This window comes from Acinetobacter sp. CY81 (genome assembly GCF_059515925.1).
On sequence record NZ_JCAKNC010000001.1, the window covers coordinates 339,004 to 362,048 of the forward strand.

Consider the following 23,045-nt stretch of genomic DNA (forward strand, 5'->3'; position numbering starts at 1 on the left):
CGCTTTGAGCTTAATAGATAGAAGATGAGACATGTCATTACACATTGAAAAAATTAATCCAAATATTGGTGCCATTATTCACGCTTTAGATTTGAATCATTTGGATGAAAATAAAATATCTTTAATTCATCAAGCTTTAATTGATTATCAGGTAATTTTCTTTAGACAACAACAATTGAATGCTCAATCACAAGTAAGTTTGGCGAAATCCTTTGGTGATCTGCACATTCATCCTATTTATCCCGCTTTGCCAGATGCCCCTGAAGTGATTGTCTTGGATAGCCTACGACAAGATTTGCGTGATAATGATCTTTGGCATACCGATGTGACTTTTAGTCAAACACCACCTTTAGGTTGTGTTTTACAAGCGATTAAAATTCCTGAGTTTGGAGGAGATACTTTTTGGGCAAGTGGCATTGCGGCTTTTAAAGCGTTATCTGCTGATATCCAAGAGCAACTACGCGGATTAACTGCTACGCATGATATTCGTAAATCGTTCCCGCTTGAACGATATGCGACGACGCTAGAAGATCGTCAGCGATTGGAACAATCTTTTATCAAAAATCCACCAGTCATTCATCCTGTTGTAAGAACTCATCCTGAAACAGGAGAAGAGATTCTATTTGTGAATGAAGGTTTTACAACACATATTAATGAGTTAAATGAAAATGAGAGTAGTGAGATTTTAGAATATTTATTTGAGTATGCAGTCAAACCTGAGTTTCACATCAGATGGCAGTGGCAAGAAGGGGATGTTGCGATTTGGGATAATCGTTGTACTCAGCATAAAGCACTTTTTGATTATGGAGATGCACATCGAGTAATGCACCGTGCAACAATCAATGGTTCACGTCCATATTATCAAAAGAAGGATTCAATCCACGTTTGATATATACATTGGTTTATGCTTTTAATCTGAGTTATATAAAATAAAAGCCCTAGATGTTAGGGCTTTTATTATTTACATTTATTTAGTTTTACAATAAATACCAATAATAAAATGATTTGAATAAAAGCTATTTAATTCATTCGATACTTAATTCAAATCGTATAGTTGAATTTATATTGAATAATTTGGAATGATACTTGAAGTTGTAAACCGTTAAATTACACAGCAGTCCATTCACTTTTAACTTCTTCGGAGTCTTTATTCAGAACAACCTGATTATCATTGATTTGACTTACCCAAGACGTTGGAATTAAATGATGATGACCATCGCCGTGTTTGGTCAGTTTAATTTGATTACTACCTTCTAGATGATCTACTTCACCGACTTTTGTACCGCAAGCTGCAATAACAGTTGCATGCTGTTTAATATCATTCACATTAATCGTAGACATTTAATCTCTCACTTACTGCGTTAATATTGAATAGCTACCCTAACGCACATCCTTGGCAAATGTTGCAAATCGAGCATTTCTGATACAAACGCTTAAATTAAGTTACGTTGAGGTATTTCTGTAAAACTTAGATTTTTAAAATTTTATGAAGGGGCTTGAAAATATAAACACAGTTCATCCTATTTAAAATAAAATGGGTCATGTAATAAATCACTGATAGCGATGATGTAAACGATGAAGAACTTTAATTCAGATACCTATGTTGTCGATGAAATAATGGCGGATACTTTACAGTGGTTGTTACTGCATCAAGATTGTTATGATCGATTTGAATATGATGCGTTAACCAAAGAGCTGTTTGTACATAATGCCAATGGAATAGATCGTATTAAAAAAGGGGATTACCTGAACGCATCTTATGGAATTTTGATTACTTCGCTTTAAGATGAGCTAAAGTAAGTACGTGCTATTTATATTAACTGAAATCTAAATGTCATTTCCATCAATAATAAAATCCAATATTAGATTGGGTTTTATTATTATAGGTAAGACATAGTTCAGTTTTATTTCAGAGATAAAAATGAACTCAAACCAAACTAACTTGCCATTGCATCAATGGTCAGTTCAGCAACACTCGGTTTTGCTTTTTCAGCTTTTAAGCCCAATTTGTTAAACAGCTGTCTATCACGACCTTCACCCGCATTCGGCGTAGTTAATAATTTTTCACCAGAAAAGAGTGAGTTTGCACCTGCCATAAATGCCAATGCTTGATCTGAATCAGAAAGTGACTCACGCCCTGCAGATAAACGAATATAACTTTTAGGCATAATGATTCGAGCAACAGCAATGGTACGAATCCATTCGGTAACATCTAACTTTTCAACTTCAGCTAAAGGTGTTCCTTCAATCGGAACAAGCATGTTAATTGGTACAGATTCAGGGTGAATTGCTAAGGTTGCGAGTTCATGCAGTAAACCGATACGATCTTTACTGTTTTCACCTAAGCCGACGATTCCACCACTACATACTTTCATTCCTGCTTGGCGTACGTGATCTAAAGTGTTTAAGCGATCATCATAAGAGCGAGTGGTAATCACATTTGGATAATATTCACGAGAGGTGTCTAAGTTGTGATTGTAATAATCTAATCCCGCATCTTTTAAACGCTCTGCTTGAGATTGATTGAGCATGCCTAAAGTCATACAGGTTTCTAGACCTAAGGCTTTTACTTCTTTCACCATTTCTAGGACATAGGGCATATCGCGTTCATGTGGATTGCGCCATGCAGCGCCCATACAAAATCGAGATGAACCAGATGCCAAGGCTTCTTTGGCTTCACTAATCACTTTCTCAACTTCGATGCGTTTTTCAGCTTCCAATTTAGAGTCATAACGTGCCGATTGAGAGCAGTATTTACAGTCCTCAGGACATTTTCCTGTTTTAATCGAAAGCAAAGTACTCACCTGAATGCTGTTTGCATCAAAATGTTGACGATGAATACGTTGAGCCTCAAAAACCAAATCTAAAAAAGGTTGTTCATACATTTTTTGAATTTCATCACGCGTCCAATCATTGCGTACATTCATATTTTGTCCATTTCATTAAATTCACTGATTTGATCATACTGCTTTTTTTGAGAAGACAAAGTGTAAAAAATGACAATATTGTTGAGAAAAAATCATCATTTTTGCCATGTTGATTGAAAATTAAAATTGTTGATTTAGTTACAAACTTACTTATATTTCTTATTAAATGTTCGCAAAGTTTTTTTTGAAATTAATTTGTCATGAACTGGTCGCTAACGTGCATTTAAAATTGTAAAACATGTTCAGTTTTCAAGTTTGGCTGATGAAAATATTTTAAAACACCAATAAAATATTTACCGTTTACGTTGCTGTTGTGCGATTGCCCAGTCAATATGGACTTGCACAATCTCATCATAATCAATTCGCGTGCGGGTTAAAGTTTCGATAATTTTTTCAGAATATGGTGCATTACCGAGTCCAATCGCGATATTACGCATAAAGCTTTGATAGCCTGTGCGACGCAATGGACTACCTTCTGTTTTGGCGAGGAAGGTGGTTTCATCCCAATCCCAGAGTTCCAGCAGATCAACTTGATCAAGATTGTGTCTAGGGTGGAAATCCTCAATGGTTGTGGTTTTGGCAAAGCTATTCCACGGGCAAATCAGCTGGCAGTCATCACAACCAAAGACACGATTACCTATACCTTGTCGCAATTCTTCAGGAATAATGCCTTGATATTCAATAGTTAAATAAGCAATACACTTTCGAGCATCAAGCATGTAGGGTTCGACAATAGCTTGTGTGGGGCAAATATCAATGCAGGCGGTGCATGATCCGCAATGTTTCGTTGCGGGTAAGTCAAAAGGGAGTTCAAGTGAGCTAAACAGTTCACCCAATACAAAAAAAGAGCCTGCTTTTTTATGGATGAGTAGGGTATGTTTGCCTGTCCAGCCCATGCCTGCATTTTCAGCGAGAGATTTTTCAAAGATTGGAGCTGAATCCGCAAAAGGTCGAGATTCAAAATCCCCCACTTTTTCGCGGATTTTCGTCGCTAATATTTTGAGACGACCACGCATGGTTTTATGGTAATCACGACCACGTGCATATCTTGCAATAATGGCAGAGTTGGGCTCATTTGGAACATATCGTGGCTTTGGTGTTTCAACCAAATAATCCATGCGCACACAGATCACGCTTTTTGTTCCTGGAACCAATAAAGTTGGATCGGCACGTTTTTCTAAATTTTCCTCTAAGAACTTCATATCGCCATGATAACCACGATCTAAATATTCTTGAAAACGTGCTAATTCTGCTTGAGCATCTGGTTTGGCGATGACACAATCAGAAAAACCCAAGTCCAATGCTTGTGCTTTAATCCATGCTTTCAATGCAATAGGATCTTGCTGATCTACAGGGATTTTTTCTAAAGAAGTGGATTGAGCCATAACCAAATAATAGGGAACAATAATGCGTCAGTCAGTTTATCACAGCCAAGATATACAAGCATGGGAACAGCGTTGGTTTAGTCAACAAAACAGCGCGTATGGGCTGATGCAGCAAGCTGCTTGGACAATCACTCGACGATTAATAAATTCTTTTACTGTGATAAAGAATCCAGTCAAAAGTATTGCGGTCTGTTGTGGAACGGGTAACAACGCAGGGGATGGTTATTTGGTAGCGAAGTATTTGGCTGAAGAAGGCTTTAAGATAGATATTTATGCTGCTGATCGAGGAACATCTGAATCTTTAACTTTGGCTTATCAAGAAGCACGTGAGATCGAACAAAAATTAGATTCTCAACTGAAAATCTATTCAGGTTTTGATTTTCAACAAAACTATGATGTGTATATTGACGCTTTATTTGGCATTGGACTTAATCGTGATTTAAATAAATATTGGCAAGAAATTATTCAATCTATCAATGCACAATCAGGTTTCAAGATCTCTATTGATATTCCGAGTGGGCTACATGCAAATACAGGTCAACCACTGCCTTGTGCCATTAAAGCAGATGCCACTTACAGTATATTGGCTTTGAAAGCAGGGTTATTTACAGGGCAAGGCAAAGAATACGCAGGAAAGATTGAAACGGTTTCACTCATTCCAATAGATCACGAACTAAAACCTATTGCTCAACTTTCATCAAGTCAAATCAAACTCCCTCAACGTCAAGCTTTTGGGCATAAAGGGAGTTATGGGCACGTCTTGATAGTTGGTGGTCATGCCGATATGGGGGGAGCTGTGATCATGGCTGCTGAGGCCGCTTTTTATGCAGGTGCGGGTAAAGTCAGTATTGTTTGTGATGCAAAACATCATGCTTCGATTTTGGCGCGTTCACCAAACATTATGGTCAGAGATATTAATGGCTTTGCTCGAGATGATATTAAAGCTTTAATCGCGCAAGTCGATACGGTCAGTTTTGGCATGGGCTTAGGTAGAGATGAATGGGCAGAAGGTATTTATCAGGATTGGATAGGCGCTTTGGTTGATTCTAAAATTAAACTGGTGCTTGATGCTGATGCTTTATGGTTTTTGGCATTGCATCCTCAAAAAGTGCATGGACAGTGCTTTCTCACACCGCATCCAGGGGAAGCTGCAAAGTTGTTAAATACGACTGTGAAAGAGGTTGAATCTGATCGACTTTTGGCAATTCAAGTATTACAAGAAAAATATGAGGGACAATGGGTACTGAAGGGTGCAGGAAGTTTAACTCTACAGACTTTAAAAAATGAATTTAAGTCGAATAACCCAGAATCAGTCCCTTGGATTTGTACTGCAGGCAATGCAGGAATGGGAACAGGAGGTATGGGTGACGTACTTGCAGGAATGATCGCAAGTTTGAAAGCTCAATTTGATGAAATTGAATTACATCAAATTGTGACTTTACATGCTTTGGCAGGAGATTATTTGGCTCAACAGGGTATGCGTGGATTGCAGGCACATCATATGAATCAAGCCATTTATCATGTTGTGAATCATTCATTAGAAATGAAATAAAGCATTTACGAATAAAACCTGATTACTTCAACAATATTACTTTTAATAATCATTAAAAAATAGGGGGGGAAATGGAAAAGTATTTGATCGTTACCATTGTTCTAGTGATCTGTATTGGAATAGTGGCGTATACGCAAATGACGAGTGGCACAAAGCTTGAGAGTCAATCACTGAAACAAGCTGTTCAGAAAGCTTTTCCAAAATATAAAGTGATTGAAAAGCAAGGCACAATTATGATTTGCGAAATCAATCATCGAAATGAACCTGATGAATTGGTTATCATTCGGATTGATCCTAATCAGAAGAAGAATATTCGTAATTTTGGTCGTAGAGCGACGATTACCTATTCTCAAAAGCCTTCAATGAAAGAAATAAAAAAAGATGTTATTCCTTATTTGGATTAACATCTTTTTTAACATTAAGTTTTAGCTTATTAAAAGCTAAAGTTTAACGTCTACGTGAGCTACCTCGGGTACGACCACGAGCCATACCACCTAAGGCATTCAATACCGCTAATTTTGTCATACTACCTGATGCATGCGCATGACAAATTGCTGTTGCGAGCGCATCTGCTGCATCCTGTTGTGGTTTGATGCTGAGATTTAGAATACGCATTACCATCATTTGGACTTGTTCTTTATCTGCTGCGCCGTAACCGACTACAGATTGTTTGATTTGACGTGCAGTATATTCTGCAACTTGTAAGTCTAAATTGACCAAAGCAGCAATGGCAGCACCGCGAGCTTGTCCGAGTTTTAGGGCAGAATCAGGATTGACAGACATGAACACTTGTTCGACAGCAGCCTCAGTCGGACCATGAAATTTCACAATACGTTCTATACCCGCAAAAATTCTTTTCAATCGTTCTGGCATTTCAGGTGTTTCAGTTCGAATTGTTCCAGCATCGACAAATATTAGCTTTTGACCTTCTTTTTGAATGATTCCGTAGCCAGTTAAGCGTGAACCTGGATCAATTCCAATAATTAGTGACATTAAAAGACTTTAAAAATAATATAATGCCCATATTGTTACATAAGTGTATGAAAAAAGCTTGATACAGATTAAGCATATGATTACCGCAATTTATTCATTCTGTTGAGATTAGATTACTTTCCATGAAATTAGCTCTTATTGTTTTAGTTGGTATCGTCCTTGAAATATTCGTATGGATCGGGGTAGGTGATCTCGTCGGAAGTATGTGGTACGTATTCTTCTGGTTCATTGCAGCATTTTTTATTGGTATGAATATGATTCGTACACATGCTGCGGGTCTAATGCCACAGATGCAACAAATGCAACAAGGTCAAATGAGTGCAGATCCGAATTTAACCAATAATTTACCCAAAATTATCGCGGGTTTATTTTTGATGATTCCGGGTTTGATGACTGATTTAATTGCTTTGTTAATTTTAATCCCACCTGTACAACGTGCGTTTAAAGCGATCATGATGAAAACCATGATGAATCGTCAACAAGCCATGATGGAAAAAATGATGGGTGGTATGATGGGCGATATGAATGGTATGGGCGGCAATGCTCAAGGTCAAAACCCATTTGCAGATTTAATGCGCCAGATGCAAGAAGCACAAAATCAACAAGGTCGTGGTGGTCGTGATTCAACTATTATTGATGGCGAAGCGCGCGAAGTTACGCCAGATGCAAAGCAAATTCAAATGAAAGATGTGAATCCTAAATAAACATGCTGGATCATTTTCTTTTTTATAAAAGCCAAATCATTTGATTTGGCTTTTTTATGTTCTCATTGGAATGGATGAGCATAAAAATTGCAATTTAGCTAGAGAGATTGCGCAAGACGAAATCTAGAATTGTTATAATTCACGCATTATTTTATGTTTAAGCCAATTTATGTCCTTGCTCCTGACGATCTGTATTTTGCATTTTGTGGCTCAGTTTACCCCCGGTCCTGATGTGTTACTGATTGCAAAAAGCTCAGCTTCTAACACTCGAATGAATACACTTAAAATTATTTTGGGTATTTCAGTTGGGATTTTGGTCTGGGTCGTTCTAACTCTACTCGGCTTCACTGTACTAATCACGCAGTTTCCTTGGATTCAACAGGTGTTGATGCTGATCGGCGGATTATTTCTCGCCAAAATGGGTTGGGCAATGTTAAAGGGCGGTTTGGCTACATTAAACCAGAGCTTTGAAATCGACACCTCTCAAGCAAATCAAGAAAGTAAATCTCAGAACTATTTTTTATTGGGTCTGTTCACTAACTTATCTAATCCAAAAACGTTGATTTATTTTAGTAGTGTTTTTTCGTTGGCATTGAGTTCATCCGCTTCAAGTGACCTAAAAACACAATTGGCTGTGATCATCCCGATTCAAACTTTTTTGGTCTTTGCGCTCTTTATGTTAATCATGTCTATGCCAAAAATTAAAGCTGCTTACCAAAGATCAGGGAGTTATATTGATGTTCTATCGGGCGCGCTCTTTTTAATTTTCGCCATTATTTTATGGTCGGATGCTATTTCTTTAATGCTCTAAGTGATTACCCAGAATCTACTACATATAACCTAATATCAAGCTTAAACTGAATCAGGTTTGGATGGATCAACCGATTTTACTGTGATTAATTCTGCGTCATTCATTGCTTTGTCGTGAACTGAGTCTTGTTTCTTAGGATCGTGATATGAATTTGGGCGAAGGGTAGTTTCTGTATTTTCAGAGCCTTGATAAGTTCGGCTACGATTCGCTCGTTCACGCAAACCACCTTTTTTAATCAATTGAACCATTTCGAACTCCAAATTGCTCTGTAAAAGGACATTCTATAATAATTTACTATTTGAGAGTTGGTGATTTATTATTTCTCAACATGAACGATCTGAAATTAGACTTTTATTCTTTTACTTTAATTAAATTATTTAATTAGAAATAATAATGAGTGAATTTTTTGTTACGTTTGTAAGATTTTTTAAATTTAACTGATATATTTTTATCTATCTGAAATTTATCATTTAAATATTATTGATATGATCGCGATGATTATTGATTAAAATATATGTTGATAATGTAAATCATGTCTCATAATATAATTAAAGCGTTAAAATAATATAGCTAAAATAAAAATAACGACCAAGCTGGGAGTAAAAAATGATGCATTATCAGTATCACTGCGCATGTTGCGAAAAGACTGTACAGTCTTCCGAGAAAGTTTGTCAGAGCTGCGGATCACAGAATATTCGAACACCTTATGGATTTTGGATGTTTTGCATTTTTGCATGTCTGATGGTAGCGATTGTCTTTAAGGTAGGACATGTTTATTTACAAGACCACCAAAGTGTACCGATACAACAAGGTTTTTTAAACTCCTTAGAGCAGGGCAATCAAAAACAGAATTAAAGATTTTTGAGTTTATCATTTTCGAAAACTGAATGCTCAGGTCATAAAATCGCATATCAATACAAAAAAATAGATATAAAAAAAGCTCACAAATTTGTGAGCTTTTTTTATGCTAAATACTAAATGAAAATTACAGACCAGCAGAAGCACGTAATGCTTCAACTTTATCCGTTTTTTCCCAAGTAAATGCAGTATCAGAACCTTCGCGACCAAAGTGACCATAAGCAGCAGTCTGTTGGTACATTGGCTGGATTAGGTCAAGCATACGTGTAATGCCGTATGGACGTAAGTCAAAATGCTCACGAACAAGTGCAATAATTAATTCTTCAGACACTTTTGCTGTGTTGAATGTATTAATCGAAATCGAAGTTGGTTCTGCAACACCAATTGCGTACGACACTTGGATTTCACATTTGTCTGCAAGACCCGCTGCTACAATATTTTTTGCAACATAACGACCCGCATAAGCAGCAGAGCGGTCAACTTTTGATGGATCTTTACCAGAGAATGCACCACCACCATGACGTGCCATACCACCGTATGTATCAACGATGATTTTACGACCTGTTAAACCACAGTCACCCACTGGACCACCAATCACAAACATACCCGTTGGGTTGATGTGGAATTTAGTGTCTGCATGGAACATTTCAGCAGGAATAACTTTTTTAACAATCTCTTCAATCACCGCTTCTTTAAGATCAGCTTGTGAAATTTCTGGATTGTGTTGTGTAGATAAAACCACTGCATCTAAACGAACAGGCAAACCATTTTCATAAGAAAAAGTAACTTGGCTTTTCGCATCTGGACGTAACCAAGCCAATTGACCTGATTTACGAAGTTCAGCCTGCTTTTCCATTAAGCGATGCGCATAAGAAATAGGTGCAGGCATTAGCACATCAGTTTCACGGCTTGCATAACCAAACATTAAACCTTGGTCACCTGCGCCTTGATCTTCAGGCTTTTGACGGTCAACACCCTGAGCAATTTCAGGAGATTGTTTACCAATCATATTTAATACAGCACAAGTCGAACCATCAAAACCGAGTTCAGAATGGTTATAACCAATGTTATTTACCGTTTGACGAACGATTGCTTCGAAGTCAACGTTTGCAGTTGTTGTGATTTCACCTGCAAGAACTACAGCACCTGTTTTTACAAGCGTTTCACAAGCAACCCGCGCATATGGGTCTTCTTTTAAGATTGCATCCAAGATAGCATCACTGATTTGATCAGCCATTTTATCTGGATGGCCTTCGCTTACAGATTCTGAAGTAAATACAGCGTACTCGCGCATAAGTCCTATCACAGTTAAATTTAAAAGACGCAATATGGTACATCGAGTTAGACTTTTGGACTAGCTCAACCTGACTAAAAAGCATGAAATTATGTCAATTTAATGCCTTTTTAATTGATATGTACATCTATCAAACTGATAAAGCTGTCAAATGATGTTGATTTCAGTTTGAAATAGATAAATGCTCAAGCACATTAAGAGAGATCTTATTCTTCATTATGTCACTTCTAAAAATAATTGAGCAAAAAAATAAGCTATATTCGAGGTTGAGGCAAATCGTTGGATTTTTTCACGAGATTTATAAATAAAAACCAAGCCTTAGCTTAAAAAATAAAATAAGTATTTGTTTGTTTTTTTGTATCAAATTGAATGAATTTTTGCAGATTAGTTTTATATTAAGCAGATTGTTAAACAATACTAATAAATATGACTAAGAAGTAGGTCGTAAAGAGTCAAATATAAAATGTCGAAATCGTTATTAGGCTATGTACGCTGGTTTGTATTTGATTCAAAAATTTTAAATTGGAGTCAGGTCAATAAGTGTATTTTAGTCCTCGTTTTTTATCTTTTTATACGTGCGCTATGGATCAGTTGGAAGGGATTTACATTACTCACGCCTGAAGTACAACAATTTGTTAATTTGGAAACCTTATATTTCCATCTGAATATCGAGATCGTTGAGTTTTTCTTTACATTGGTTGTTATCTTTATTTTATTGATCAATCGTGAAAAGGAGTGGGCGCAACATTTTTTCCCGTATTTTTGTGCTGTATTGCTCATTAGCTCGATGGTCTTCGATTGGTACTCGTCGGGCTTACTTGAAGCTGGCATCGTCATTAATGCAATGAGTTTTATTTACTTACTGATCGTATTGTTTGATCGTAAGATGCTCATTTTTACACTGACGTATGGGATTGCTGTATTTATCTATTTTTTATCGAGTGGTCTTGTTAACGGTCAAGTCCAATTTAAACCGTTGTTTGACATCGATCAGATTGGTTATCCGAATTTTAAAAATTCATTTTGGTTAGGCAGTACCATTTATTTTAGTGCACCACCTTTCTTGCTTGGTGTTTTTATTCTCAACACGATTTTAAAACAGTGGTCTGCACGTGAGTCTTATGTCACGCAACTAAGTCGTAAAGATGGTCTAACGTCTATCTATAACCGCCGTATGTTGAATGAGTTTTTATTGCAACTGGATGAGACCGATACCTCAAATTATCCATATGCGATTTTATTGATTGATTTAGATCATTTTAAATCGGTAAATGACACCTATGGACATTTGATGGGCGATCAGATTTTAGTCAGTTCGGCCAATACATTAAAACAAATCATTAGAAGAAGTGATGTATTGGGACGATATGGTGGAGAAGAGTTTCTCATTATTATCGAAAATACCCATCCTTATGAAGTGCAGCGTTTAGCTGAACGTTGTCGCTCTGCCTTGGCAAGCCATCGCCATGCTGTAGATCCAATGAAATCAATATTTGTGACATGTAGTATAGGGGTTGCATTTTCACATGCCAGTCAAAGTTCTTTGCAAGTCGTGAATGAAGCCGATCAAGCACTATATGAGGCGAAAACACGAGGACGTAATCAGGTCAGTATTGCTTAAATTCATCAGAAATGCATATTCAAGATGTAGTATAATTTTCACTAATCTTGTTTTTGCTATTATTTACCTCAATATAGGTTAAATATACGTTTCTAGTCTTTACGCTGTATCGTTTTTTTAAGACAATACGCGCAGTTTTGAATTTAATTCAACTTTCCACATTTTTAAATATATCGGACTCTGATCTATGACAACCCCGCTGAATGAACGTCGTGTTGCAAACGCAATTCGTGTACTGGCAATGGATGCTGTGCAAAAAGCAAACTCTGGACATCCAGGTGCACCAATGGGGATGGCTGATATTGCTGATGTTGTATGGCGCGAATTTCTAAGTCACAACCCAACAAATCCACAATGGGCAAACCGTGACCGTTTCGTGTTGTCTAATGGTCATGGTTCAATGCTTCATTATGCATTGTTACATTTGACTGGTTATGATCTTTCGATCGAAGATTTAAAGTCTTTCCGTCAATTGCACTCTAAAACACCTGGTCACCCTGAATTAGGTTATGCGCCAGGTATTGAAACGACAACTGGTCCATTGGGTCAGGGTATTGCCAATGCAGTTGGTTTTGCACTTGCTGAAAAAACTTTAGCAGCGCAATTCAACAAAGCTGATATTTCTGTAGTTGATCACTTCACTTACTGTTTCTTGGGTGATGGTTGCTTAATGGAAGGTGTTTCTCACGAAGCATGTTCATTGGCGGGTACTTTAGGTCTAGGTAAACTTGTAGCTTACTATGATGACAATGGTATTTCGATTGATGGTGAAGTCGAAGGTTGGTTCTCTGATGATACAGAACAACGTTTCTTAGCTTACGGTTGGCAAGTACTTAAAGTTGATGGTCATGATGCAGATGCATTACGTGCTGCAACTTTAGAAGCAAAAGCTGAAACGGCTAAACCGACATTAATCATCTGTAAAACGATTATTGGTTTGGGTTCACCAAATAAACAAGGTAAAGAAGATTGCCACGGTGCTCCACTCGGTAATGATGAAATCGCATTAACACGTGCAGCTTTAGGTTGGACTGAAGGTCCATTCGAAATTCCTACAGATGTATATGCTGCTTGGAATGCAAAAGAGAAAGGTTTACAGGCTGAAGCAGCTTGGAATGAAACGTTTGCTGCTTATGCTGCAAAATATCCAACTGAAGCGGCTGATCTAAAACGTCGTATGTCAGGTGAATTACCAAGTGACTTCGTTGCTAAAGCGGATGCCTACATTGCAGAAGTGAATGCAAAAGCTGAAACTGTTGCAACGCGTAAAGCAAGTCAAAATGCGATTCAAGCATTTGCGCCATTATTGTCTGAAATTTTAGGTGGTTCTGCGGATCTTGCAGGTTCTAACCTAACCCTTTGGAAAGGTGCTAAAGGCGTTCAAGATGACGCTGCTGGTAATTATGTACATTACGGCGTACGTGAATTCGGTATGACTGCAATTGCCAATGGTGTTGCACTTCATGGTGGTTTCATCCCTTACGTAGCAACATTCCTGATGTTTATGGAATATGCACGTAATGCAGTACGTATGTCTGCATTGATGAAGCAACGCGTGATTCATGTGTATACGCATGACTCAATTGGCCTTGGTGAAGATGGTCCTACACATCAACCTGTAGAACAAATTGCATCTTTACGTGGTACGCCTAACTTAAACACTTGGCGCCCATGTGACACTGTTGAAGCTGCAATTTCTTGGAAATCTGCTCTTGTACGTGCTGAAGGCCCAACAGCGTTAATTTTCTCTCGTCAAAACTTACCATTCCAAACGCGTACTGATGCTCAAATTGCAGATGTTGCTAAAGGTGGTTATGTATTGGCTAAGGAAAAAGGCGAATTAAAAGCAATCATCATTGCGACTGGTTCTGAAGTATCACTTGCAATGGAAGCTTATGCTCAACTAGATGGCGTGCGTGTTGTTTCTATGCCATGTGCTGAAGAGTTTGTTAAGCAAGATGCTGCTTACCGTGAAGCAGTTCTTCCATCTAACATCCGTGCACGTGTAGCTGTAGAAGCTGCTCATGTAGACTACTGGTGGAAGTTTGTAGGTCTAGATGGCAAAGTGATTGGTATGACGACTTATGGTGAATCTGCACCTGCAAAAGACTTATATCAATTCTTTGGTATTACGACTGAAGCAGTTGTTGCTGCTGTAAAAGAGTTAACTGCTTAATCGTTAAGATTTAGCCAGTGGAAAAGCGCTCCATACGGAGCGTTTTTTTTTAAGAGGATTTAAGCAGAATATTGTAGGTCACGATCAAGACAGGAATAATCTGCTTAATTTTATGATTCAGGCGTATAATATGCACGCCGAATCATTCGGAATACATTTTAGTGTGATTTTAAAGATCACAAGTGAGGAAATATGAGCCTGTATAACCAGATTAGTGATGAAATTACCTTAATGGATGCGGGTGAAGAGAAGTGGATTGGTCAGGATCTGCCTTTAGAGAGCATGGTTGCGGTGGTTTTACTTCTTAAAGATATGGAAGAAGATAAAATTATTAAAGTTCGCCGTCAAAACCGTGAAACGACGTCTGGTCGTAAGCAAGTAGATCGCGTTTTGGTGAAAAAACTTTAAGATTGCTTCAATATTAAATCAAGGTCATATTTGAGTCAGGATATGACCTTTTTTTATGTCCTTAATTAAATAAGAATTTAAATAGAATACGTTTTAAAAATAGTCGCTTTTGTTTGAATTTTCATTTATAAAAATAAGAACATATAAATTGAATTACATATTTGATGAAACAGAATCATATTCAAATTAAACCACTTAGGTCAGAACAATTGAATGAGTGGATGGCTCTATGGAAAGGCTATCAGTCATTTTATCAAGCAGATATTCCTGATCATGTCACTGCAACGACATGGCAAAAGCTGACAGATCCTGATCAACAGCATATGTATGGTTTTGCTGCGCTGGTAGATAAGCAAGTGGTCGGTATTGTGCATATTATTGAGCATGAAAGTTGTTGGACGATTCAGCCGTATGCCTATTTGCAAGATTTGTATGTCAATGAGCAATTTAGAAATCAAGGTATCGCGAGAAAGTTAATCGAATATGTTCAGCAAGTGGCAAATGAGAGAAATTGTGACCGATTATATTGGTTAACGCACGAGTCGAATCAATCAGCGCAGATTTTGTATGATCGTATCGCACGAAAAACAGGGTTTATTCAGTATCGTTGTCCTTAGACTCATCATATTTATAATATAAAAAATTACATTTTTATCGTTCTAAGCATGCAACAAAACGTTTTATGTTTAAGGGTGTAATCGTGGGAAAATCCTATAGACTAAAATGAATCATTAAAGCGAGAAAAATCATGAATTTTAAAACATTAGCATTGGGTTTGACGGTAGCCTCAGTTGCAACTTTTTCTGTAGCAAAACCAGTCGACTATAAAATTGATCCAACACATACTGCAACAGTATTTACTTGGGATCATTTCGGTTTTTCTACACCATCTGCGAATTTTAGTGACATTCAAGGGACTATTTCTGTAGATAACGCAAAGCCTGCAAATTCTTCTGTAAATGTAACGATTCCGTTAACTAGCTTGAATACCAATGTTAAAGCGCTGGATGAGCATTTATTAAAAGCTGATTTTTTTGATGCTGAAAAATATCCAAATATCACTTTTAAAAGTACAAAAGTTCAAGCGGTGAGTAAAACTAAATACAAAATCACAGGTGATTTAACGATTAAGAATGTCACTAAACCTGTGGTATTGGATGCTGTTTTAAATAAACAAGCTGTCCATCCAATGAGTAAAGCAGAAACAATCGGTTTTAATGCGACAACAAGTTTTGATCGTTCAGCATTTGGTGTAGGTGCTTATGTGCCGAACGTGGGCGATAAAATCACAGTAAATATTACAACTGAAGCATCTGTACCGACTGAGAAAAAATAATTGAATTGGTGATTGATTCATCGTTGTATCAATCCAATAAAAAAGCACCTAAGGGTGCTTTTTTATTGGAATATCATTCCATTTTTAATGTAGATAATATCAATAAAAATGTTAGTCTCGATTTAAAATGAGTAAACAACCAAAACTGATAAAAATGCCACCTGTAACAGCATCAATCTTTTTACTGAATTTTTGGTAATAGGCATTTACTTTACTTGCTGAGAATAAATAAGCGACTAAAGCAAACCAGATCAAGCTTTCAATAAAGACCAGTGCCAATAATGAACTCTGTTGAAACAGGCTTGCATCGGTATTGATAGCAATTGCAAAGACACTACTAAAATAAACCAATGCTTTGGGATTGGCCATATTGGTTAGAAAGCCTTGAATCAAAAGTTTTGCATAAGATTTTTCAGTATGTGGTTTATCTTCTACGACAACTGCATCGGATTTTTTGCACGCTGATTTTAACAATTGAATACCAAGATAAAATAAATAAAGACCACCACAGATCATCAGAACTTGTTGAAGCCATGCCATTTTTTGAAATAAATAGTGGAGACCACTCATCGCACACAAAGCCCAAACCAAAATGCTCAGCGAAATACCTAAAGCTGCAAAAAGTGCATGGGTACGAGATTGGCGGACAGCACTTTGTGTTACATAAAAGAAATCAGGGCCAGGACTAATCAATGCAAAAAGATGAATAATGGCAATACTAATGAGAGGCGTCATATCAAAATCATCTTAAAATTTAAACTTATATTAGGAGAATGTTTAAGCGAGTAAAAGGCGACTTTAGAATAGTTAAAATCTAAAAGTTCTTTATAGATTGAATTTTAACGCTTAAATTCAAAAGCAATCTTTTCGTTTGCTCAATTCAGCAAACCTATTAAGAAAGTTTTAGTTGTTGCATAAAATTACGAATAATTAAATCAGCTACGTCTTCAAGCTGTTGAGCATAATGTTGATTGTCGCGACGTAATTGTGGGATATCAATTTTCGCATGGCGCAATTCAGTGGTGTGACCAATGAGCCATTTTTCCAAACTTTCAGAAGCGACTTCGATATGAAATTGCAATGCAAGAATATTGCTTCCGACTTGAAAGGCTTGATTGCTATAAACTTTAGAGCTTGCTAATAAAGTCGCTTGTTCAGGTAAGTCGAAAGTATCGCCATGCCAATGCAGTACAGGGGTATCAGCCAAAGGCTTGAGAATATTATTGGTTGCGAAGCGGATCTCTAAGGGACTCCATCCAATTTCTTTTTCATGTCCTGAGTAAACACGTGCTCCGAGTGCATGTGCAATCAATTGAGCACCTAAACAGATACCTAAAGTTGGGAGATTTTTTTCTAAACGAACTTTGAGTAAGTCTATTTCTTGTTGTAAGAATGGGTAGTCATCTGTTTCATAAACACCTATCGGACCACCTAAAATGATGGTTAAACCTTTATAATCTAGGGCTTTGGTTAAATCATCAATGCCTGCTTCAAAATAACGCACCCGAAATCCGAGTTGATAAAAGACATCTTCAAGTGAGCCAAGGTCTTCAAAAGCAAGATGTTGAATGGCATAGATGGTTTTAGGTAAGTGTTCAAAAGCAGTCATTGTGAAATTTTAAATCGTTCGAAATATACAACTCACTTTAAGCGCAATTGGAATAAAAAAGAATGATTATTTTGTGAAATAAGTCGTAATTTTTGATGCTCATTGCACATTTTTAATGTGAATCATCAGGTTGATGAATGTCTTTGACGGATTGATTTTTAGCACATAAGATCGAAGTGAATCACAATAATAAAGCGTAGAAAGGACATGCCACACATAGAGATGGAATCAGATTTAATAAATTGCAGTTTAGATAAAGTTGCATTGGTGATTGGAGCTGGTGATGCCACAGGTGGAGAGATTGCTATACGATTTGCTCGTGGTGGCTATATCGCCTGTATGACGCGTCGTAATGCAGATAAATTACAGCCTTTGATTGAATCCATTGAACAAGAAGGCGGACGAGCATTTGGTTTTGCATCGGATGCTCGTAAAGAAGAGCAAGTCATTCAGTTGATTGAACAGATTGAATCCGAAATTGGTCCTATTGAAGTCATGGTTTTTAATATTGGTGCGAATGTTCCTTGTAGTATTTTAGAAGAAACCGCACGGAAATATTTTAAAATTTGGGAAATGGCGTGTTTTGGGGCTTTTCTCACAGGTCGTGAAACAGCGAAACGTATGGTACAACGTGAACGTGGCACAATCATCTTTACAGGTGCGACGGCAGGTATTCGGGGTTCAGCATATTTTGCAGCTTTTGCAGGGGCGAAACATGCGCTACGTGCATTGGCACAAAGCATGGCAAGGGAATTAGGACCACGAAATATTCATGTTGCGCACGTGGTCATAGATGGTGCAATAGATACTGATTTTATCAAAGATAGTTTTCCTGCTATCTATGAAAGAAAAGCTGAGGATGGCATATTAAATCCAAAACATATTGCTGAAAATTATTGGAATATTGCACATCAACCCCGGGATGCTTGGACGCATGAATTAGATTTAAGACCTTGGAATGAAAAATGGTGAGGTTTTTGGTGTTTTGAATAAAGCCTAAAACTTTTTGAATTACATTGCTTAGTGTTTAAGTGAAGTAATCCCAATATAAAAAGTGTTGGTCAAAGAAATTTAAATATCAGGTATTGAGTGAATTTTAATGTAGGAATAACTGATAAACAGAATGTAAGAATAAATCTAAAAAGGGAAATATAAGTGGCTGTTGATTTTGCAATTACACATAGATATTTATACGAAGAAATCGTCAAGGAATGAATAGAATGAACATTGTTGAGTTTTATTTTGATTTGGGTAGTCCATTTAGTTATTTAGGATTTCATCAATTACAAAAAATCGTTGAAAAGCAGCAGGCTGAAATCATCTATAAACCGATGCTGTTGGGAGCTGTGTTAAAAGCAACAGGGAATAGCAGTCCGATTATGGTAACTGCCAAGGCACAATATTCGATGATTGATTTAAGACGTTGGTCAAAATTATGGGATATTCCATTTAGAATGAATCCTAATTTCCCGATTAATACATTGCCTGTAATGCGTTTGGTGACAGCAGTTCAATTATTTGCTCCTGAACAGTTCCATCAAGTATTAACTGGATTTTTTGATGCGATGTTTGCACATCCTCGAAATTTAAATGATCGGGATGAATTGATCGATGTGGCTAAAGCCAATGGTTTAGATGAAGCAAAAGTTAAATTATGGCTTGATGATGAAAAAGTAAAGAGTGAGCTTAAATTTATTACCGATGAAGCCATTGAGCGAGGGCTGTTTGGTGCACCAAGCTTTATTGTGAAAGATGAGTTGTATTGGGGTATTGATCATCTACATTTTGTTGAAAGTGCATTAAGTCATATTCAGACGTAGATCGAATTCGATATTTCAGCATCTCTTTTTTATGTCTTTTATGTAGATAAAAGCTGAATATGCACTGAATAGATAGGGTTTAAATAGTTTGAAAAATGATTTATCGCTAAGTTATAGCGCTTAAGCCAATATATTGATGAAAGATCAGCAATAAAGGAAGCAAAAAATGACACAACACGTTTTAGCCTATGCTGCACTCGATGCACAAAGCCCATTGGTTCCTTTTAAATTTGAACAACGTCAATCGCGTCCTGATGATGTGATTATTGATGTTGAATATTGTGGTGTGTGTCATTCAGATTTACACCAAGCACGCAATGACTGGGGCTTTAGTCGATATCCGATTGTTCCCGGTCATGAAGTGATTGGTCGAGTGAAAAGTATTGGCAATGCAGTGACTAAATTTAGAGTTGGTGATTTGGTCGGTATCGGCTGTATGGTGGATTCGTGTCGCACATGTTCAGCCTGCAATCAAAGCTTAGAACAATATTGTGAACAGGGCAATACAGGTACCTATGGGAGTCTAGATCGTCATGATCAGACTGTGACTTATGGTGGTTACTCGCAAACCATCATTTGCAGTCAAGATTTTGTGCTTAAAGTCCCTGAAAATTTGGACACTAAAGCGGTAGCTCCAATTTTATGTGCTGGGATCACCACGTGGTCGCCGTTATGTCATTGGAACATTGGTCCAAAATCAAAAGTTGCTGTGGTTGGTTTGGGCGGTTTAGGCCATATGGCGATTAAACTTGCGCATGCCTTAGGCGCAGAGGTAACACTTTTCACGCGTTCACCTGATAAAGAACAAGATGCTAGAGATTTAGGTGCAGATCATGTGGTGTTATCGACGGATAAAAACCAAATGAAAGCGGTCAAAAATCAATATGACCTCATCATAGACACTGTGCCTTATGATCATGATTTAAAGCCGTATATTCCGACGCTGGCGTTAAGTGGAACTTTGGTGCTTGTAGGTTATCTCGGTGAGTTCTCAACCAATTCTGTGCCGATGATTATGGGGCGTAAATCAATTGCAGGCTCGGTGATTGGGGGCATTCAGGAAACGCAAGAGTTGTTGGATTTTTGTGGTGAACACAATATCGTATCTGATGTAGAAATGATTAATATGCAAAATATCAATCAAGCTTATGAGCGTATGCTGAAAAGTGATGTGAAATATCGTTTTGTGATTGATTTAAAATCATTAAAAGATTGATACACGCTTTATAAAAAATCCCTGCTCCTGAGCAGGGATTTTTTATTTCATGGTAGGGGCGTTATAGGCTATATTTTATGGACGGTATTGAGCTGTGATGATTGAAAATAATGAAGCTTAAGCATTTTAAAATAGTCTTTTCTGCTCAGTGGATACATCTAAAACTTCAATTTCATGATCATCTTTAAGCTTTACACCAGAATAGCCTAAGCTTTTTGATTTCCTCATCAAGTTCATCAGTCGTTGAGTCGCAACTGGAATGCTTAAGCCTGCGGGTCGAACGTTGGAAATACAATTTCGTTTCGAGTCTAAATCTCCTGATTTTGCTTCAAAAGTATAATAAATGCCTAAACTATCAGGTGAGCTTAAACCGGGGCGTTCTCCAATGAGCATAATCAGCATTTGGGCATTTAAAATTTCACAGACTTGATCACCCAATGCGACACGACTTCCTGTAGCAATCACGATTGGAGCAATCGTCCAGTTTTCCTGTTGTATCTCAGGTTGTAATGATTGAATGAGCTTAAATGCATTTTCTTCAATCGCAAGAGCTGATAAACCATCACCCACCACGATACAGACATCAAATTTTGCTGACTGTTGAGAATGTTTTTTTAAAGCTTCAACTGAATCTTGATCCAATAATCGTCCTAAATCTGGACGTTTTAAATAATCTTGTTTGTCCTCAGCTTGGCTTTTGACGGTGATGGTTTCTAATCCTAAGCTTTGAATTTTGTCTGCAAGAGTTGTTACATCAAGCACTTGGTACACGGCATCTTGAGCTTGAGCATGCGCCAATTGAAATTCGAGCATGGGGCGAGTAGGAATGCTAGAGCCTGCACGTCCAATGGCGATGCGCGCATCGGTAAATTGTTTAAGTTTTTCCCATTCATCTTGGTGAGATGATGGATTAAAAGAATCATTTGGAATAAGGTTCATTTTTTCCTCCTATGCCAAAAGTCTTGAAAATTGCGAAGGCATTTTCTCTGCCCATTCAATTCGTTGATTTTGTTGTTTGAAAATGCCTTGCTGTGCAAGCCATATATCAAACTCAGGCGCGGGTTTGAGTCCTAAAAGCTGACGTAGGTATAGTGCATCATGAAATGAAGTGGTTTGATAATTCAGCATGACATCATCCGAACCTGGGATCCCCATGATGAAGTTCAAGCCTGCTGTACCAAACAGCGTTAACAGGACATCCATATCATTTTGATCGGCATCGGCATGGTTGGTATAACAAATATCACAGCCCATCGGTAAGCCAAGCAATTTGCCACAAAAGTGATCTTCTAGTCCTGCACGGATGATTTGCTTGCCGTTATATAAATATTCAGGGCCAATGAAGCCGACCACTGTGTTTACTAGTAAAGGATTGAATTTACGTGCGACAGCATAGGCTCTTGCTTCAATGGTCTGTTGATCGACACTATGATGCGCATTGCTTGAAAGTGCACTGCCTTGACCTGTTTCAAAGTACATCACATTTTGCCCGACAGTACCTCGTTTCAAAGCAAGCGTTGCTTCATAGCCTTCTTGTAATAGGTTGAGATTGATCCCAAATCCATTGTTGGCAAGCTGTGTTCCTGCAATGGATTGAAACATCAGATCGATCGGAACATTTTTTTCAGCCAATTGAATCCCAGAACTGATATGGGTTAAAACACAAGATTGGGTTGGAATTTGATACTCTTGAATCACATAATCCATGAGCTTTAGTAGTTCAGATAAATTCTGTAAATTATCTGTAGCAGGGTTGATTCCAATGACCGCATCACCATTGCCATACATTAAACCATCTAAAATACTGGCTGAAATACCCAACAGATCATCAGTTGGATGATTCGGTTGTAAGCGCGTGGAAAGATGTCCTTTTAAACCAATGGTATTACGAAATTGAGTAATCACTTCACATTTGCTCGCAACCAAGATCAGGTCTTGATTGCGCATAATTTTACTGACCGCAGCAACCATTTCAGGGGTTAAACCCATTGAGAGCTTTTGTAGTTTTTCAGTGGTGGCATCATCACTTAATAGCCAATTACGAAAATCACCCACGGTAAAATGTGAAATCGGTGCAAATAAATCTGCACGATGATCATCAATAATTAATCGTGTGATTTCATCTTGCTCGTATGGGATTAATGACTCATTCAGAAATGTTTTGAGTGGTACATCTGCTAAAGCCATTTGAGCTGCAACACGTTCTGTCGCATTTTCTGCTGCAACCCCTGCAAGTTCATCACCTGAACGCAGAGGTGTTGCTTTGGCCATCAGCATTTTTAGATCTGAAAATACATAATGCTGATGACCAATTAAGGTTTTATACGTCATAAAA

The 23,045-nt window shown here is 37.5% G+C and carries 25 protein-coding genes; 15 read left to right on the forward strand and 10 right to left on the reverse strand.

Features of this window, described 5'->3' with window-relative positions:
- Nucleotides 1-31 precede the first annotated feature (31 nt).
- A complete protein-coding gene (gene tauD / locus AC5YDM_RS01595; protein ID WP_496150378.1) occupies nucleotides 32-889 on the forward strand; it encodes a taurine dioxygenase in 858 nt (285 codons plus the stop codon).
- A gap of 218 nt (nucleotides 890-1,107) precedes the next feature.
- Here tauD and AC5YDM_RS01600 read toward each other — a convergent pair whose 3' ends face one another.
- The gene (locus AC5YDM_RS01600) at nucleotides 1,108-1,341 is read right to left on the reverse strand and encodes a DUF2171 domain-containing protein (protein ID WP_496150380.1); all 234 of its coding nucleotides are present in this window, start codon (nucleotides 1,339-1,341) and stop codon (nucleotides 1,108-1,110) included.
- Between the two features lie 234 nt (nucleotides 1,342-1,575).
- Here AC5YDM_RS01600 and AC5YDM_RS01605 point away from each other — a divergent pair, with 234 nt between their 5' ends.
- Nucleotides 1,576-1,785: a hypothetical protein gene (locus AC5YDM_RS01605; protein ID WP_496150381.1), complete on the forward strand. Its 210-nt coding sequence runs from the start codon at nucleotides 1,576-1,578 to the stop codon at nucleotides 1,783-1,785.
- A gap of 152 nt (nucleotides 1,786-1,937) precedes the next feature.
- On the opposite strand, the gene bioB is transcribed toward AC5YDM_RS01605, so the two are convergent.
- Together bioB and queG are read right to left on the reverse strand one after the other, a co-directional pair.
- Nucleotides 1,938-2,927 carry a biotin synthase BioB gene (gene bioB / locus AC5YDM_RS01610; RefSeq protein WP_496150382.1) on the reverse strand — a complete coding sequence of 330 codons (990 nt, stop codon included), beginning with the start codon at nucleotides 2,925-2,927 and terminating at the stop codon, nucleotides 1,938-1,940.
- Between the two features lie 293 nt (nucleotides 2,928-3,220).
- Nucleotides 3,221-4,312, reverse strand: a complete 1,092-nt coding sequence (gene queG / locus AC5YDM_RS01615; RefSeq protein ID WP_496150383.1) for a tRNA epoxyqueuosine(34) reductase QueG — start codon at nucleotides 4,310-4,312, stop codon at nucleotides 3,221-3,223.
- A 22-nt stretch (nucleotides 4,313-4,334) separates the two neighbouring features.
- On the opposite strand from queG, the gene AC5YDM_RS01620 reads away from it, so the two are divergent.
- Together AC5YDM_RS01620 and AC5YDM_RS01625 are read left to right on the forward strand one after the other, a co-directional pair.
- Nucleotides 4,335-5,864 carry an NAD(P)H-hydrate dehydratase gene (locus AC5YDM_RS01620; RefSeq protein ID WP_496150384.1) on the forward strand — a complete coding sequence of 510 codons (1,530 nt, stop codon included), beginning with the start codon at nucleotides 4,335-4,337 and terminating at the stop codon, nucleotides 5,862-5,864.
- A gap of 71 nt (nucleotides 5,865-5,935) precedes the next feature.
- Nucleotides 5,936-6,268 (forward strand): hypothetical protein, encoded by a 333-nt coding sequence (locus AC5YDM_RS01625; protein ID WP_496150385.1) that lies wholly within the window; start codon nucleotides 5,936-5,938, stop codon nucleotides 6,266-6,268.
- 43 nt (nucleotides 6,269-6,311) lie between these two features.
- Here AC5YDM_RS01625 and ruvC read toward each other — a convergent pair whose 3' ends face one another.
- Nucleotides 6,312-6,857, reverse strand: a complete 546-nt coding sequence (gene ruvC, locus AC5YDM_RS01630; RefSeq protein ID WP_496150387.1) for a crossover junction endodeoxyribonuclease RuvC — start codon at nucleotides 6,855-6,857, stop codon at nucleotides 6,312-6,314.
- A gap of 122 nt (nucleotides 6,858-6,979) precedes the next feature.
- Between ruvC and AC5YDM_RS01635 the strand changes: the two genes are divergently transcribed.
- Both AC5YDM_RS01635 and AC5YDM_RS01640 read left to right on the forward strand, forming a co-directional pair.
- Nucleotides 6,980-7,561 carry an FxsA family protein gene (locus AC5YDM_RS01635; protein WP_496150388.1) on the forward strand — a complete coding sequence of 194 codons (582 nt, stop codon included), beginning with the start codon at nucleotides 6,980-6,982 and terminating at the stop codon, nucleotides 7,559-7,561.
- A gap of 169 nt (nucleotides 7,562-7,730) precedes the next feature.
- On the forward strand, nucleotides 7,731-8,372 hold the full coding sequence (locus tag AC5YDM_RS01640; RefSeq protein ID WP_496150389.1) for a LysE family transporter: 642 nt from the start codon (nucleotides 7,731-7,733) through the stop codon (nucleotides 8,370-8,372).
- A gap of 41 nt (nucleotides 8,373-8,413) precedes the next feature.
- Here AC5YDM_RS01640 and AC5YDM_RS01645 read toward each other — a convergent pair whose 3' ends face one another.
- On the reverse strand, nucleotides 8,414-8,620 hold the full coding sequence (locus tag AC5YDM_RS01645; RefSeq protein ID WP_496150390.1) for a hypothetical protein: 207 nt from the start codon (nucleotides 8,618-8,620) through the stop codon (nucleotides 8,414-8,416).
- 361 nt (nucleotides 8,621-8,981) lie between these two features.
- On the opposite strand from AC5YDM_RS01645, the gene AC5YDM_RS01650 reads away from it, so the two are divergent.
- Complete coding sequence (locus AC5YDM_RS01650; protein WP_496150550.1) at nucleotides 8,982-9,227, forward strand: hypothetical protein; 246 nt, start codon at nucleotides 8,982-8,984, stop codon at nucleotides 9,225-9,227.
- Nucleotides 9,228-9,357: 130 nt separating this feature from the next.
- On the opposite strand, the gene metK is transcribed toward AC5YDM_RS01650, so the two are convergent.
- Nucleotides 9,358-10,524, reverse strand: coding sequence for a methionine adenosyltransferase (gene metK, locus AC5YDM_RS01655; protein WP_496150391.1), 1,167 nt, complete (start codon nucleotides 10,522-10,524; stop codon nucleotides 9,358-9,360).
- A gap of 463 nt (nucleotides 10,525-10,987) precedes the next feature.
- Between metK and AC5YDM_RS01660 the strand changes: the two genes are divergently transcribed.
- The 5 genes from AC5YDM_RS01660 to AC5YDM_RS01680 all read left to right on the forward strand — a co-directional run bounded on the left by AC5YDM_RS01660 (nucleotide 10,988) and on the right by AC5YDM_RS01680 (nucleotide 16,065).
- A complete protein-coding gene (locus tag AC5YDM_RS01660; RefSeq protein ID WP_496150392.1) occupies nucleotides 10,988-12,145 on the forward strand; it encodes a GGDEF domain-containing protein in 1,158 nt (385 codons plus the stop codon).
- A 187-nt stretch (nucleotides 12,146-12,332) separates the two neighbouring features.
- Nucleotides 12,333-14,321 (forward strand): transketolase, encoded by a 1,989-nt coding sequence (tkt, locus tag AC5YDM_RS01665; protein ID WP_496150393.1) that lies wholly within the window; start codon nucleotides 12,333-12,335, stop codon nucleotides 14,319-14,321.
- Between the two features lie 192 nt (nucleotides 14,322-14,513).
- On the forward strand, nucleotides 14,514-14,729 hold the full coding sequence (locus AC5YDM_RS01670) for a hypothetical protein (RefSeq protein ID WP_496125891.1): 216 nt from the start codon (nucleotides 14,514-14,516) through the stop codon (nucleotides 14,727-14,729).
- A gap of 164 nt (nucleotides 14,730-14,893) precedes the next feature.
- Nucleotides 14,894-15,346 carry a GNAT family N-acetyltransferase gene (locus AC5YDM_RS01675; RefSeq protein ID WP_496150394.1) on the forward strand — a complete coding sequence of 151 codons (453 nt, stop codon included), beginning with the start codon at nucleotides 14,894-14,896 and terminating at the stop codon, nucleotides 15,344-15,346.
- A 131-nt stretch (nucleotides 15,347-15,477) separates the two neighbouring features.
- Nucleotides 15,478-16,065 carry a YceI family protein gene (locus tag AC5YDM_RS01680; protein WP_496150395.1) on the forward strand — a complete coding sequence of 196 codons (588 nt, stop codon included), beginning with the start codon at nucleotides 15,478-15,480 and terminating at the stop codon, nucleotides 16,063-16,065.
- A 111-nt stretch (nucleotides 16,066-16,176) separates the two neighbouring features.
- Here the strand turns inward: AC5YDM_RS01680 and AC5YDM_RS01685 are convergent, their stop codons facing one another.
- Together AC5YDM_RS01685 and AC5YDM_RS01690 are read right to left on the reverse strand one after the other, a co-directional pair.
- On the reverse strand, nucleotides 16,177-16,800 hold the full coding sequence (locus AC5YDM_RS01685; protein WP_496150396.1) for a LysE family transporter: 624 nt from the start codon (nucleotides 16,798-16,800) through the stop codon (nucleotides 16,177-16,179).
- A gap of 157 nt (nucleotides 16,801-16,957) precedes the next feature.
- Nucleotides 16,958-17,674: a glutamine amidotransferase gene (locus AC5YDM_RS01690; protein WP_496150397.1), complete on the reverse strand. Its 717-nt coding sequence runs from the start codon at nucleotides 17,672-17,674 to the stop codon at nucleotides 16,958-16,960.
- Between the two features lie 207 nt (nucleotides 17,675-17,881).
- Between AC5YDM_RS01690 and AC5YDM_RS01695 the strand changes: the two genes are divergently transcribed.
- From AC5YDM_RS01695 to AC5YDM_RS01705, 3 genes are all read left to right on the forward strand, one after another.
- Nucleotides 17,882-18,646, forward strand: coding sequence for an SDR family oxidoreductase (locus AC5YDM_RS01695; RefSeq protein ID WP_496150398.1), 765 nt, complete (start codon nucleotides 17,882-17,884; stop codon nucleotides 18,644-18,646).
- A 248-nt stretch (nucleotides 18,647-18,894) separates the two neighbouring features.
- A complete protein-coding gene (locus AC5YDM_RS01700) occupies nucleotides 18,895-19,494 on the forward strand; it encodes a 2-hydroxychromene-2-carboxylate isomerase (protein ID WP_496150399.1) in 600 nt (199 codons plus the stop codon).
- Between the two features lie 166 nt (nucleotides 19,495-19,660).
- On the forward strand, nucleotides 19,661-20,710 hold the full coding sequence (locus tag AC5YDM_RS01705; protein ID WP_496150400.1) for an NAD(P)-dependent alcohol dehydrogenase: 1,050 nt from the start codon (nucleotides 19,661-19,663) through the stop codon (nucleotides 20,708-20,710).
- Between the two features lie 126 nt (nucleotides 20,711-20,836).
- On the opposite strand, the gene eutC is transcribed toward AC5YDM_RS01705, so the two are convergent.
- Nucleotides 20,837-21,649, reverse strand: a complete 813-nt coding sequence (eutC, locus tag AC5YDM_RS01710) for an ethanolamine ammonia-lyase subunit EutC (RefSeq protein ID WP_496150401.1) — start codon at nucleotides 21,647-21,649, stop codon at nucleotides 20,837-20,839.
- Between the two features lie 9 nt (nucleotides 21,650-21,658).
- Nucleotides 21,659-23,041, reverse strand: a complete 1,383-nt coding sequence (locus tag AC5YDM_RS01715; protein ID WP_496150402.1) for an ethanolamine ammonia-lyase subunit EutB — start codon at nucleotides 23,039-23,041, stop codon at nucleotides 21,659-21,661.
- Nucleotides 23,042-23,045: the final 4 nt, after the last annotated feature.

Bases quoted from the DNA above. Each gene is read 5' to 3' on its own strand.
- tauD (WP_496150378.1), top strand. From the start codon at position 32: ATGTCATTACACATTGAAAAAATTAATCCAAATATTGGTGCCATTATT.
- AC5YDM_RS01600 (WP_496150380.1), bottom strand. From the start codon at position 1,341: ATGTCTACGATTAATGTGAATGATATTAAACAGCATGCAACTGTTATT.
- AC5YDM_RS01605 (WP_496150381.1), top strand. From the start codon at position 1,576: ATGAAGAACTTTAATTCAGATACCTATGTTGTCGATGAAATAATGGCG.
- bioB (WP_496150382.1), bottom strand. From the start codon at position 2,927: ATGAATGTACGCAATGATTGGACGCGTGATGAAATTCAAAAAATGTAT.
- queG (WP_496150383.1), bottom strand. From the start codon at position 4,312: ATGGCTCAATCCACTTCTTTAGAAAAAATCCCTGTAGATCAGCAAGAT.
- AC5YDM_RS01620 (WP_496150384.1), top strand. From the start codon at position 4,335: ATGCGTCAGTCAGTTTATCACAGCCAAGATATACAAGCATGGGAACAG.
- AC5YDM_RS01625 (WP_496150385.1), top strand. From the start codon at position 5,936: ATGGAAAAGTATTTGATCGTTACCATTGTTCTAGTGATCTGTATTGGA.
- ruvC (WP_496150387.1), bottom strand. From the start codon at position 6,857: ATGTCACTAATTATTGGAATTGATCCAGGTTCACGCTTAACTGGCTAC.
- AC5YDM_RS01635 (WP_496150388.1), top strand. From the start codon at position 6,980: ATGAAATTAGCTCTTATTGTTTTAGTTGGTATCGTCCTTGAAATATTC.
- AC5YDM_RS01640 (WP_496150389.1), top strand. From the start codon at position 7,731: ATGTCCTTGCTCCTGACGATCTGTATTTTGCATTTTGTGGCTCAGTTT.
- AC5YDM_RS01645 (WP_496150390.1), bottom strand. From the start codon at position 8,620: ATGGTTCAATTGATTAAAAAAGGTGGTTTGCGTGAACGAGCGAATCGT.
- AC5YDM_RS01650 (WP_496150550.1), top strand. From the start codon at position 8,982: ATGCATTATCAGTATCACTGCGCATGTTGCGAAAAGACTGTACAGTCT.
- metK (WP_496150391.1), bottom strand. From the start codon at position 10,524: ATGCGCGAGTACGCTGTATTTACTTCAGAATCTGTAAGCGAAGGCCAT.
- AC5YDM_RS01660 (WP_496150392.1), top strand. From the start codon at position 10,988: ATGTCGAAATCGTTATTAGGCTATGTACGCTGGTTTGTATTTGATTCA.
- tkt (WP_496150393.1), top strand. From the start codon at position 12,333: ATGACAACCCCGCTGAATGAACGTCGTGTTGCAAACGCAATTCGTGTA.
- AC5YDM_RS01670 (WP_496125891.1), top strand. From the start codon at position 14,514: ATGAGCCTGTATAACCAGATTAGTGATGAAATTACCTTAATGGATGCG.
- AC5YDM_RS01675 (WP_496150394.1), top strand. From the start codon at position 14,894: ATGAAACAGAATCATATTCAAATTAAACCACTTAGGTCAGAACAATTG.
- AC5YDM_RS01680 (WP_496150395.1), top strand. From the start codon at position 15,478: ATGAATTTTAAAACATTAGCATTGGGTTTGACGGTAGCCTCAGTTGCA.
- AC5YDM_RS01685 (WP_496150396.1), bottom strand. From the start codon at position 16,800: ATGACGCCTCTCATTAGTATTGCCATTATTCATCTTTTTGCATTGATT.
- AC5YDM_RS01690 (WP_496150397.1), bottom strand. From the start codon at position 17,674: ATGACTGCTTTTGAACACTTACCTAAAACCATCTATGCCATTCAACAT.
- AC5YDM_RS01695 (WP_496150398.1), top strand. From the start codon at position 17,882: ATGCCACACATAGAGATGGAATCAGATTTAATAAATTGCAGTTTAGAT.
- AC5YDM_RS01700 (WP_496150399.1), top strand. From the start codon at position 18,895: ATGAACATTGTTGAGTTTTATTTTGATTTGGGTAGTCCATTTAGTTAT.
- AC5YDM_RS01705 (WP_496150400.1), top strand. From the start codon at position 19,661: ATGACACAACACGTTTTAGCCTATGCTGCACTCGATGCACAAAGCCCA.
- eutC (WP_496150401.1), bottom strand. From the start codon at position 21,649: ATGAACCTTATTCCAAATGATTCTTTTAATCCATCATCTCACCAAGAT.
- AC5YDM_RS01715 (WP_496150402.1), bottom strand. From the start codon at position 23,041: ATGACGTATAAAACCTTAATTGGTCATCAGCATTATGTATTTTCAGAT.